The sequence below is a fragment of the Lysinibacillus sp. FSL K6-0232 genome, assembly GCF_038008325.1.
Lineage (GTDB): Bacteria > Bacillota > Bacilli > Bacillales_A > Planococcaceae > Lysinibacillus.
On the sequence record NZ_JBBOYW010000001.1, the window covers coordinates 893406 to 905889 of the forward strand.

Sequence of the window (12484 nt, forward strand, 5' to 3'; positions counted from 1 at the left end):
GAGAATTTTCATGAAACTTCGTGAACAAATGCCTGAACTTGTGGGCGCAACAACTTGGCTAAATGGTGAAGTAACGAAAGCTGATTTAGTAGGTGAAAAACCAACATTAATTCACTTTTGGTCAGTAAGCTGTCATTTATGTAAAGAAGCAATGCCAGATGTAAACAATTTCCGTGACCAATATAAAGATGAACTAAATGTCGTAGCAGTACATATGCCACGTTCTGAGGAAGATACTGATTTAGCTACAATTAAAGCAGTAGCGGCAGAGCATGATATTACACAACCAATCTTTGTAGATAGCGAAATGAAGCTAACAGATGCTTTTGAAAATCAATATGTGCCTGCATATTTTGTCTTCGATAAGGATGGTCAGCTACGTCATATGCAAGCTGGTGGTAGTGGCATGAAAATGCTAGAAAAACGCGTAAATCGCGTACTAGATGAAATGCGTAATGCTGAATAATAAGAAATGTAGAAGGCGGGGATTGAAGTCCTCGTCTTTTTTGTCTTATGTTGACAATAAAGCTGTTGTTTTGACAATACATCTAACAACGAATACGCTACAATGGTGATATAGTCATTTTCGGAGGGATTTTTATGATGAAAAAAGAGTTTGCAGTTATTGGGCTTGGTCGTTTTGGGGGGAGTATTGTTCGCGAATTAATGAGCCAAGGTGCACAAGTAATGGCAATTGACCATTCCTCAGAGCGTGTGGACGAATTTGCCTCCATTGCTACGCAGGCTATTGTTGCAGATTCAACAGATGAATCGGTGCTCAATTCATTAGGTATCCGTAATTTTGAGCATGTGATTGTTGCGATTGGCGAAGATATTCAAGCAAGCATTCTAACAACCATTATTTTAAAAGAAATTGGCGTGGAGCAAATTACGGTTAAGGCACAAAATGATTACCATGAAAAAGTATTGCGTAAAATTGGTGCTGATTTTATCGTCCATCCTGAGCGTGATATGGGTATTCGTATTGCGAATAATATGCTCTCAAATACTGTGCTTGATTATTTAGAGCTATCAGATGAGCATTCTATTATGGAATTAAAGGCAAATGATGCAATCGCAGGCTACTCGATTATAGATTTAGATATTCGAGCAAAATATGGCATTAATATTGTAGGGATAAAGCGTGGCGCAGATATTATTGTATCTCCACAGGCGAGCGATAAAATTTTATTAGGTGATATTATGCTTGTCATTGGAGCAGATGTGGATATTAATCGTTTTGTAAAAAAGGCAATGAATGGGTAATAGCCAATGACAAAACGAAGATGGAAGCTAGTTATATTTGCAAGTATTTTACTAATTGGTGTTTTTACGATGCAGCATAGAGAGAAAAATAAGGAGGAGGCAATCTCCCTTATTTTAGATCATGCTGCAGAAGTGGATACGATTGAATTATTTAAAGATAAGCAGCTATTATTGCTTGCCACGAATGATGAGGCACAAGCATATCTTGAGCAATATCCACTTAGTCATGTAAGGAGCCTATCCAAAAAAGAAAGAACGATTTTTGAAGAGCAACCTGTCTACCATATTGTTTATAAAATAAATGATAAACCGTTATATGAGGTGGATATTTTAAAAGTTGCAATTAGCTCTGAGCTTGATCAGGAATTGCAGCAAATGGTCTTTACTATTGACAATGAGCAATATTTAATTTATTGGGCTAAAGAGAAAAAAGCACTTGAACAATCCACAAATACACAGCGTTTGCTTGAACAGCATGGTAAATAATAGTAGTGATACAGTATTTGAACTGGTCACTGCTTTTTTTGGGGCGTAATTGCTTGCGGATGTGGTAAATGTGTACGGATATATTGTAGTGAACATTGGCTGTAGAGGCTTTCTTAATAAAAAGGTAAAATCCGCTTAGCATTGTGGATTTTTACCTTTTTAAAAGATGAATTTATTTGTTATAATCATCGTCTGTGATGGCGTACATCTTGATATTTTGATAATCCCCTTTAACGAACATACTTTTCCGTAGTAGTCCCTCGAAAAGCATTCCCGATTTCTCCATAACCTTTTGAGAGCCGATATTTTCTTCAAAGCATCGTGCTTGAATACGTACCAAGCCTAATTCCTGAAAGCCAAAGTCAATAAGCCTTTTTGTTGCTTCTGTTGTAATACCCTTATTCCAGTAATCCTCAGCAAGCACATAACCAATTTCCCCATATTGATGGTTATCGTTTATAGCGACAAAGTCGATGGTGCCAATTAATGTCCCTTTATACTCAATGCCCCATAGCAAATGATTACCTTGTTGATAGCCGTCTAAAATAAATGTAATAAAAGCTTTCGTATCTTCTAAGTTTTGATGTGCCTCCCAAGTTACATAGCGCGCTACATTGGCATGAGATGTATAAGCAAACATAGCCTCTACATCCTGCAACGTGACAGGTCTTAATAATAATCTTTCCGTTGTTAAAATAGGGATCAAGCTGTTCAATATTATTCCTCCTTTATAAAAGAGATTAGATGAAAAAGTCGACTCTATTGTATTGGAGTCGACTTTTTGCTACTTAGATTAATTGCTTGTAGACTTACCAGCGTTGATAAGTGCCTTGCTGCCAAGCAAGAAAAACCCTTGGATAAAGAGCAGTATGCCTGTGCCGATTAATAGCCATTCGATAGCAATCATATCAGCTAATGGGCCGAAAATAAGCATTCCTAAAGGCATCATAGAGGTAGAAATCATACTAAGAATACCGAATACTCTTCCTAAATAATCGCTTTCTATTTTTTCCTGTAATAGCACTGTAGCTGGTGTGTTAAAAATTGGCATCGCTAAGCCGGTAATGCCCATAATCACAAGATAAATCCAAAAGCTAGGAATAATCCCTAAAGCTAATGTACAAAGCCCAAATAATAAAGCGGATAATGTCATTGTATGCACTTTATTTTTAAAGCCACCCCATGAAGCAATAGCGATACCTCCGATTAACATACCAACCGCAAATGCCATCTCGATTGCTGTTAAGCGCCAAACATCATCACCAAAGCTACGTGTAACTTGCAATGGCGTTAAAAAAGCTGCTGGAGCTGCAAGCAACATGAAAAAGGCAAAGAATAGAAACAATTGCTTTAAAAAAGCATGCTCCTTAATATAAATAATGCCTTGCTTCATATCGCTGAAATAGCTTGTTGTTTGCGCCTGTGCTGCTTTTGCGTGAACAGGGATATGCAAGAACAGTAAAAAAATTGTAATGGCGATGGCTGCTGTCACAACATCAATAAAGAAGATGGATTCAATCGAAGCCATTGTTAGCAATGCACCACTTGCCATTGGCGCAAGAATCATAATAAACGCTTGAATACTACCGTTTGCACCATTGACCTTCATTAAATGCTCCTCAGGTACAAACTGCGGTAAAATTGCACCGACTGCAGGTGTTTGAATACCTGCACCAACTGCACGAATCGCTGATATTGCAAAGAGCAACCATAGCTCATCATAGCCAATTAAAAAAAGGATGGCTAAAATTAATGTAGATAGGGCAATCATGCCATCTGCTAAAATAATGAGCCATTTGCGGTTATAACGGTCTGCCCAAACACCAGCAATTGGTGCTAAAAAGAAGGTTGGTACAAAGCCACAAATAATCGCAACGGTCATCATAATGCCTGATTGCGTTGTTAATGTAATATGCCATGTAATCGCATATTGTACAAGCGCAGAGCCAAAGAGCGAAATCGTTTGACTGCTTAAAAAAAGAATTGTATTACGTTTCCAATGTTCCAATATTGTCATTCCTTTCTAACAGTTATGCCTGTGTGGAAAGTTGGAAGACAACAAAAAAGAGGGGAATCAAAGCCCCTCTTTCTCTGTATTCCTAAAACAGACAGACTAATCCCAGTTTCTTTGCACAGCAGGCAAAGTGTGTACATATTTAATTCGTAAGGTGAAATCGTAGTCTGATTGAAGCTGTCATCAGGAATACCTCCGTTCTATATAATGTGTGTTGATTGTAGCATAAAGTTTCATAAGCCGTAAAGATTTAACAGTAACTAAAAAATCAATTTGCTAAAATTGGCTAGTAAAATAGTTAGGTGTATTTTGATAGGCTAGCAAGTAGCTATTACTTATCGTATACTAAAATAGAAAATGGTATATGGAGGAAATATGAGAAAACAAAAGAGTACATGGAAATTTGTCACTTTAGTCGCGATGATTTTTGTTTTATGTCTATCGACAATCCCTGCAAAGCCAGCGATGGCAAGCACGCCACAGCCGAAAAGGGAAATGCGCGCTGTCTGGATTTCAACGGTTCATAATATTGATATGAAAGCGGGTATGAATAAGGAGCAATACACAGCTTGGGCACGCAAAACATTGGATCAATTAAAAGCCAATAGGTTAAACACTGTGATTTATCAAGTAAGACCAACAAATGATGCGCTGTATGCGTCTGAGCTGGCTCCATGGTCGTCCTACATAACAGGAAAAAAGCAAGGCACAGACCCTGGCTATGATCCTCTTGCCATTATGGTAGAGGAGGCACATAAGCGAGGTATGGAATTACATGCATGGATGAATCCGTACCGTGTCACAATGCCTAATCAAAAATTAACAGACCTTGCTGCTAACAATGTCGCAAGAAAAAATCCGAACTGGGTTGTCAAATATGGCAGGCAATATTACTTAAATCCTGGTTTACCAGAGGTGCAAGACTATTTAGTTGATACAGTGAGAGAGCTAGTAGCCAATTATGATATTGATGCAGTCCATATGGATGATTATTTTTATCCATATAAAATTGCCAATGAAGCCTTTCCAGATCAGGCAGCGTATAAAAAATATGGTGCTTCCTTTAAAAAGGTGGATGATTGGCGACGAGATAATGTCAATCAGCTCGTAGAAAATCTCTACACAGCTATTAAAGACACAAAGCCATATGTGCAATTTGGTATTTCCCCATTTGGTGTATGGCGTAATAAATCATTGGATAAAACAGGTAGCGATACGCGAGCTGGTGTTAATAATTATGATGATTTATATGCAGATGTAAGGACGTGGATTCGTAATGGCACGATTGATTACATTACACCACAAATTTATTGGTCAAGAACATTAGCTGCTGCTAAATATGGTACGTTATTGAATTGGTGGAGCCATGAGGTACAAACCTATGCAGAGGTACATCCCGTTCAGCTATATATTGGTCTTGCTGACTACAAGGTAGGAAATGACAATGATGCAGCATGGAAAAATAAAATGGAGCTGCCAAGCCAAATACTCGCGAATCGTTCGGAGCAAGTAGCGGCTAAGGGACAGATGCATTTTTCCTTAACAAGTATGCAAAACAATAAACTGGGGTATGCAACAATTGTTAATCAGCAGCTATATAACTATACAGCGCTGACACCAGATACATCTTGGAATGATGCTACAGTACCTGCCAAGCCGACTTTTGTACAAGTGACAAAAGAAAAGACTGGTCGCCAAATTGACATTATAGATGAAAATGAAACACAGCCACGTAAGTATGTTATTTATCGTTTTGCGGGGAACAGTAAAGGTTCTTATGATGCCCCTCAACATATCGTGGATGTTGTTTATAATACGGATGGTGTCACTACATTTGTGGACAAGACTGCTCTTCCTAAACGTAGCTACACATATGGCATTACGGCTATATCTGCTACAGGTGTAGAAAGCAGGGAAGTTTTTGTCGTGAAAGAAGATAAGTAAATAGCTTATAAATAATAAGACGAGGCTGGGACATAAATAGTTCTAGTCCATACAAAAAATCGAAATCGCATCAGGTGATTTCGATTTTTTGATGTGTGGGTGGAAAAATTGGCAGAAGATTTCCTCTTCCTCCCATACTTTCGTAGATTCACGGCCATCAAAGCGAAGCCAATTTCGTTTTCTACCTTCGATTGGCCACGAACCGAAAAGCGAGTAAAACCTAAATTAGCCTTCAGACATCCAAAAACTGGTTCTACATCTACTTTTCGTTGACGGTAGAGAGTCCCTGCTTTGGCTTCTGAAAGCTTTGTGCGTACATATGCTTTTTGTTGTTCCCAGTTTTCATTTACCTTGATTTTCCGTGGCTTGCCTTCTTGGGCTTTCGTACATTTCTCTCGAAATGGACAACCTGTACAGTCTTCGCATTCATAGATACGAAACGTTCGTTGGAATCCTTCTTTGTCTTCTTGTGTTGACTCATAGCGGAACGTTACTTTTTGCTGGTGTGGACAGATATAGGTATCCAACTCTTCATCATACATCCAGTTACTTGTTCGGAAGGGATCTTGTTGGTATTTTTTGCTTTGCTCTTTTCGATAATGCGTATAGGGAATCACAGGTTCACATTCTCGGTTGTTTCGTACATCCTCATAGTTTGGCTCACTACCATAGCCGGCATCGGCTACGATATGTTGTGGCAATTGAAAATAATGTCTCTCGATTTCATCCAAGAAGGGAATCAACGTTTTCGTATCCGTTGGATTCGCATAAATGCCATAAGCCAATGTGTACTGTCCCTCTGTCGCAATTTGTAAGTTGTAGCCCGCTTTTAATTGGCCATTTTGCATGTAGTCATCCTTCATACGCATAAAAGTTGCATCAGGGTCTGTTTTGGCATAGCTATTTCGTTTGCCGAAAATCGCAAAATCCTGTTCATATTTCTGTTTGCGTGTGATCCACTCGTTTACTTGTTTCCATTGTTGTTTTGGCGTTTTCCGTTCGCTGCGCAGCTGCTTTCGCTCTTGGGCCTCTTCGGATTGCTCGATTCTTTCTGTATAGTCGGCTACGACTTCTTCTAATTTTTCTGCCACTTGTTTTAATTCAGTGATGGACAGCTGCGTTTCCACTTCTTGTTCGATGGCTGGTATAATTTGTTGTTGCAGTAATTCCTCATACAGCTGGTTTGATTTTTCCACCAAACTCGCTTCATATTTTTCAATTGAACGTTTCCACACAAAGGTGAACTTGTTCGCATTTGCTTCGATTTTCGTGCCGTCAATAAAAATGGCTTCTTGCGCAATCAGGTCTTCCTTCACCAATTGACAACGGAATTGCACGAAACATTGACGAAGCAGCTCCTTTGTCAATGGGTGAACACGGAAACGATTGATGGTACGATAACTTGGTTGATAGCCTTGTGCCAGCCACATCATACGTAGGCTATCTTTTGTGAGGTCCTCGATTCGACGACCGGAGAAAGCCGATTGGGTATAACCACATAAAATGAGCTTTAACATCATACGTGGATGATACGCTGGACAGCCAGTTTGTTGAAGAAAAGGAGCGAAAGCTTCTGAGGGGATACTTTCCACTAATTGATGAATAGAGAAGGCGATATCATTTTCTTGTAATTTTATTTCGACATCCAGCGGTAAAACAAGTTGATTCATGTTATAATCTTTAAACATAAGGATCCTTCTTTCTAGATTGATTTTGTGTGGTAACTTAATTTTATCAGAAGAGGTCCTTATTTTTAATCCGAAAATAAAAGCCGGTGAAATTTTACAATCAGTAAAATTTCACCGGCTTTTAAATTTGGGAATGGGTTTTGTCCCAGCCCCGTTTGTTATTAATTTTCTTCTACATCTTTACGGTTTTTCTTTAACATTTTTGATAGCATTTCATAAACAATTGGTACAACAACTAATGTTAATAATGTTGAAGATAATAAACCACCAATTACAGTAATGGCTAAGTCTTTTGAAATCAGACCACTACCACCAGTACCGAATGCCATTGGAAGCATTGCACCGATTGTTGCAATAGCTGTCATTAGAATTGGACGCAAACGCGTTGCTCCTGCTTCTAAGATTGCCTCACGCATGTTAAGACCGTCATGTTCCATATGGATAATACGGTCAACTAATACAATGGCATTTGTAACAACAATACCAATTAACATTAATAGACCCATCATAACCGATACAGATATTGTTTGACCTGTTATAAATAAACCAACAAAGGCACCGATTACAGCGAATGGTAGTGAGAAGAGAATAGCGAATGGTGCTAAACCTTCACCAAATGTAACAACTAAAATGAAATATACAATCGCAATTGCTGCTAGCATAGCAATACCTAGCTTAGTAAATGTTTCTTGCATATCAGCAGCTACACCTGCAACACCTATTGTCACACCTTTTGGTAAATCTAATTTATCGATTTTTTTATCAGCAGCAGACGTTGCTTTTGAAATATCATCACCGATAATTGTGCCAGATACTGTTGCGAAGTATTCACCTTTTGAACGAGCTAATGAGTTAAGTGTTGTACCTTCCTCAACATCTACTAATTCACCAATTGTCATTGTCGTACCTAATGCTGTTGGCACTTCAGTTGCTAACACATCGTCAAGTGAAGTTGCTGCTGCTTTAGCATCACGTTGCACAATAACATCAATATCTTTACCATCATTTTTCACGGTTGTTAAAACTTCTTGCGTTGCATTTGAATTTAAAGCCATCACAATTTGAGCTGTTGTTAAGCCATATTGTAGGACATTCTTTTGCTCTACTTTTAAGACATGCTCAACATATGGATCTTCGTTATCCGATTTAACATCTTCTAGACCGTCAACATCCTGTAATGCACCTTCTACTTGCGTAACAGCATCTCGAAGTTTATCTAAGTCTTCAGTATATAATGTATAGCTGACTTCATTCGAGGACATACCCATAGATGAGAAGTCTTGAGATTTCCATTCTCCTGATTGCTCAATATTAAATACATAGTCTTCGACTTCTTTACGAGCTTCTGGGAAATCTTCCATATCGGGATCAAAGATTAGGTACATTAATGCACCGCCAGCGCCGCCACCCATCATCATGGCAGATGGATCAACGTTATTAGCATCTGTTATGGAAACTTGTAAAATATCCACATCTTCACGTTTCATTAATTCTTTCTCAACTTTTTCAACATTCGCTGCTGTTTCATCTGCAAGCTCACCTGTTGCAGGCGTATATGTTAAGTACATAACTTTTTCTTCTTGTGAGCCCATAAAGCTAAAACCAATTAATGGCGTTAAGGCGATAGAACCAACAAGTAATAAAATCGCAATAGCGGATGTAATAATTTTATGATTTAAAGCCTTTTCTAAAACGCCTCTGTACCAAGTAGCAAGCTTACCAACTTCTTTATGCTGGCTTTCTTGCTTCTCGCCGTATAATTTTTTACGGAATAAGAAGTGAGATAGGGCAGGTACAATTGTAATAGCTACAATTAATGATGCACCGAGCGCAAATGTCATTGTTAAGGCAAATGGCATAAATAACTCGCCAACCATACCACCTACAAAAATCAGGGGTGCAAATACAGCGACTGTTACTAATGTAGACGAAAGAATTGGTTTAAACATTTCAATCGTTGCTTCACGAATAAGAGCACGACCCGTTAATTTTTCTTGCTTTAAATGGATGCGTCGATAAATATTTTCCACAACAACAATAGAGTCATCAATAACACGACCAATGGCTACAGTAATGGCACCAAGCGTCATAATATTTAATGTAATGTCCATCCAGTTTAAAAGCAGCAATGCCATAAAGACAGAAACTGGGATAGAGATAATCGAAATAATTGTTGATTTGAAATCACGTAAGAATAATAAAATGATTAATACGGCAATTGCGCCACCAAATACTGCCTTTTCAATCATTGTGAAAACAGAATCTTCGATTGGAGCACCTTGGTCAAGAGAAATATCTACCTTTAAACCGTCTAATCGTTTTTCTTCATCCTTTATTAAATCTTTTACAGCATTTACAACTGTTACGGTATTCGCATCTTGCCCTTTGACGATTTGAATGGCAATCGCATCTTTACCATTTGTGCGTGATACCGATTGTACTTTACCTTCCACTTCAATTGTGGCAATATCACCTAGACGAACAAATGGTGAAGGATTGGTAGCTGAAGGTGTAACTGGAATTAATAATTCTTTTAATTCATCCACTGATTGTACTTTACCATCTACTGAAACAGCCTGCTCACCAACAGTAAACTGATATAAACCAAGTGATAAAGACATATCACTTGCCTGAATCATTTGTTTCACTGTGTCCTCTGTTAAACCAAGTGATGCCATTTTTTCTTCATCATATTTAAACGATACTTGTTCAATATGCTGACCAGTGATCGTGGCAGAGGCAACACCATCAATTTTCTCGATTTTTGGAAGTAAAATATCCTCTACTGTAGATGTGAGGTCTACGATATCCTCCTCTGAACTACTTACAGATAGAGCTACAACTGGCATCATATTCATGCTAATTGCCATAATTGTTGGCTCTTGTGCACCTTCAGGTAATGTTAGATTATCTAAAGCTGCCTCTAACTGACGCTTTTTCTCATCCATATCAATGCCGTAGTCATATTCAACCTGTACTTGTGCTACGTTTGAAGAGGATGTTGAATAAACAGCCTTGACATCTTCTAAGCTTTCTATAGACTTTTCAAATGGAATAGAAAGTTCATCCATTACTTGCTCAGGCGTTGCGCCGGGGTATACACCCATAACAATTAAATAAGGAATTGAAATATCGGGTATTGATTCCATTTTCATTCTTGTACCCGAGTAAATACCAGAAACAGTAATAATAATGGTTAATAACCATACTGCCAATTTGTTTTTCAATACGAAATTAACTAAACCTTTCACCTTTACACCTACCCTTAATTGACTATCTAAACTCAATTATTTATACTAATGACTAATCGGTCATTTGTCAACGAAATGCATTAGGAGAGAGTTAAAAATATGTTAAAAAAGCAATTAATTATGGAGAAAGCATTGGAGCTTTTTTCGGAACAAGGATTTGAAGCTACTTCTGTACAGCAAATTACAGAACGTTGTGGTATTTCAAAGGGTGCATTTTATTTGTCCTTCAAAACAAAAGACGAGCTGATGATGTCAATGGTGGACTACTACTTACAACAATTTATCATAGATGTTGACCGAGTAGTCAAATGTGTGTCCAACAAAGAAATAATACTGGTGGAATTTTACAAAAGTATTTTTCAAGCCTTTAAGGAGCATTCAGCATCAGCGCGTGTATTTCTAAATGAGAAGGTCTTTTTAGTAAAAAAAGAGCTATTTCATAAAATAACAGCCTATGAAGCAGAAATGTCGAAATCGATTATTTATATGCTTGAGAAGCTTTATGGAGATACGCTACAGGACACGAAATATGATGTGATGTATTGTATCAAAGGCTTTATGAAAAGCTATGCTGAGCTTTTTATTTTTTCAGATATGCCTCTTGATTTAGAGCAATTAGCAAAATCTTTAGCAGAAAAGACGGATATTATTGCACGTCATACAACGATTCCTTTTATTACAGAAGAATTTGTAGCATTGATTGCAAAGCCATATGAGCAAGAGCTGACAAAGGATACTTTACTGCAATTAATGGAGCAGCATATGGATACTACGGAGGATTCTATTGAAAGAGAATCCCTGGAGCTTTTAAAGCAGCAAGTAGAAAACCAAACTTATCATAAAGCGATTATTAAAGGGCTAATTGAAAATCTACGTATGGACCCAGCCTACAACTGGATCGCTTATGTAAGTGCAAAATACTTTCAAATTTAAGTGGTAACATAGAATTGTTCACGGATGATGTGTGAACAATTCTATTTTTTTAGTGTGGTATGGATTGAAGAGCTTCAAGTGTACTTGTGAAAGGCTCTTGAATCCATAGTAAGCGCTCAAGAAAATTTTGAACATCCATCGGTAAATGTAATTCATGTTGCCAAGCCTGTTCTTTTTGACTGCGTGGCTCATAGTTGGAATACAGTAAAAACAATAAAAAATGACCAATAAAGTAAAGATCACTAATATGATTGGGTGCTTGTTTAGGGTTGTCAATTGTCGCAAGATCAATATTGGGTTTGAAAGTGGTAGCAAGACCAAAATCAATAATATGTAATTGCTGATTGACGAGTAAAATATTAGGGATGCGTAAATCTCGATGTACAATACCATGCTTGTGTATAGCAATAATTTGCGCTAAAAGCTGTTTAGTAATAGCAAGTGACTGAGCAACTGTAAACTTTGCGCCATCTTGAAAAATAAGCTGTTCAAAGGTTTGCCCATTAATATAGTCCATAATATAGAAGGGAATACCCTGAATCGCGCCTGTTGTATGAATAGACGGAACATAGGGCAGTGGTAATTGTTGTAATATATGAATTTCCTGCTTAAATTTATCAATCGTTTTCTGATGGCGACGATGCTTGGGACGCAAGCATTTTAACACATATTGCTGCTTAGAAGAGCTTGCTTCAATTAAATAAGCACGACCATATGAGCCATAGCCAAGAAATGTTTGAAAAGTGAAGTGTGGATGTTCGGCGATAAACTGCTCTACAGCTAAATCAAAGCTTTTCTCAGATAAACGCTTCCACCACATTAGCTGCTAAAGAAGCTTCTTGAGCTGAAAAAGCTGCGTGAGCTTTTGCGTGAGCGACGCTTATAATGCTTATGCCCGTAAT

The 12484-nt window shown here is 37.9% G+C and carries 10 protein-coding genes; 5 read left to right on the plus strand and 5 right to left on the minus strand.

Annotated features, from left to right (window positions below; genetic code table 11):
- Positions 1-10: 10 nt before the first annotated feature.
- The 3 genes from MHB42_RS04110 (at position 11) to MHB42_RS04120 (ending at position 1752) form a co-directional block, all read left to right on the plus strand.
- Positions 11-466, plus strand: coding sequence for a TlpA family protein disulfide reductase (locus tag MHB42_RS04110; RefSeq protein WP_340804536.1), 456 nt, complete (start codon positions 11-13; stop codon positions 464-466).
- A gap of 137 nt (positions 467-603) precedes the next feature.
- Positions 604-1266, plus strand: a complete 663-nt coding sequence (locus MHB42_RS04115) for a potassium channel family protein (protein WP_340808528.1) — start codon at positions 604-606, stop codon at positions 1264-1266.
- A 6-nt stretch (positions 1267-1272) separates the two neighbouring features.
- On the plus strand, positions 1273-1752 hold the full coding sequence (locus MHB42_RS04120) for a hypothetical protein (RefSeq protein WP_340804537.1): 480 nt from the start codon (positions 1273-1275) through the stop codon (positions 1750-1752).
- A 172-nt stretch (positions 1753-1924) separates the two neighbouring features.
- On the opposite strand, the gene MHB42_RS04125 is transcribed toward MHB42_RS04120, so the two are convergent.
- Complete coding sequence (locus tag MHB42_RS04125; protein ID WP_340804538.1) at positions 1925-2467, minus strand: GNAT family N-acetyltransferase; 543 nt, start codon at positions 2465-2467, stop codon at positions 1925-1927.
- A gap of 78 nt (positions 2468-2545) precedes the next feature.
- Positions 2546-3769 (minus strand): MFS transporter, encoded by a 1224-nt coding sequence (locus MHB42_RS04130; protein WP_340804540.1) that lies wholly within the window; start codon positions 3767-3769, stop codon positions 2546-2548.
- 372 nt (positions 3770-4141) lie between these two features.
- Between MHB42_RS04130 and MHB42_RS04135 the strand changes: the two genes are divergently transcribed.
- The gene (locus MHB42_RS04135) at positions 4142-5710 is read left to right on the plus strand and encodes a glycoside hydrolase family 10 protein (protein WP_340804542.1); all 1569 of its coding nucleotides are present in this window, start codon (positions 4142-4144) and stop codon (positions 5708-5710) included.
- Positions 5711-5715: 5 nt separating this feature from the next.
- Here MHB42_RS04135 and MHB42_RS04140 read toward each other — a convergent pair whose 3' ends face one another.
- Together MHB42_RS04140 and MHB42_RS04145 are read right to left on the minus strand one after the other, a co-directional pair.
- Entirely contained in the window at positions 5716-7398 is a 1683-nt protein-coding gene (locus tag MHB42_RS04140; RefSeq protein WP_340804544.1) for an IS1182 family transposase, read from the minus strand.
- 161 nt (positions 7399-7559) lie between these two features.
- Positions 7560-10649 carry an efflux RND transporter permease subunit gene (locus tag MHB42_RS04145; RefSeq protein ID WP_340808529.1) on the minus strand — a complete coding sequence of 1030 codons (3090 nt, stop codon included), beginning with the start codon at positions 10647-10649 and terminating at the stop codon, positions 7560-7562.
- A 99-nt stretch (positions 10650-10748) separates the two neighbouring features.
- Between MHB42_RS04145 and MHB42_RS04150 the strand changes: the two genes are divergently transcribed.
- Positions 10749-11582: a TetR/AcrR family transcriptional regulator gene (locus MHB42_RS04150; RefSeq protein WP_340804545.1), complete on the plus strand. Its 834-nt coding sequence runs from the start codon at positions 10749-10751 to the stop codon at positions 11580-11582.
- Positions 11583-11631: 49 nt separating this feature from the next.
- On the opposite strand, the gene MHB42_RS04155 is transcribed toward MHB42_RS04150, so the two are convergent.
- Positions 11632-12402, minus strand: a complete 771-nt coding sequence (locus MHB42_RS04155) for a serine/threonine protein kinase (RefSeq protein ID WP_340804546.1) — start codon at positions 12400-12402, stop codon at positions 11632-11634.
- Positions 12403-12484 lie beyond the last annotated feature (82 nt).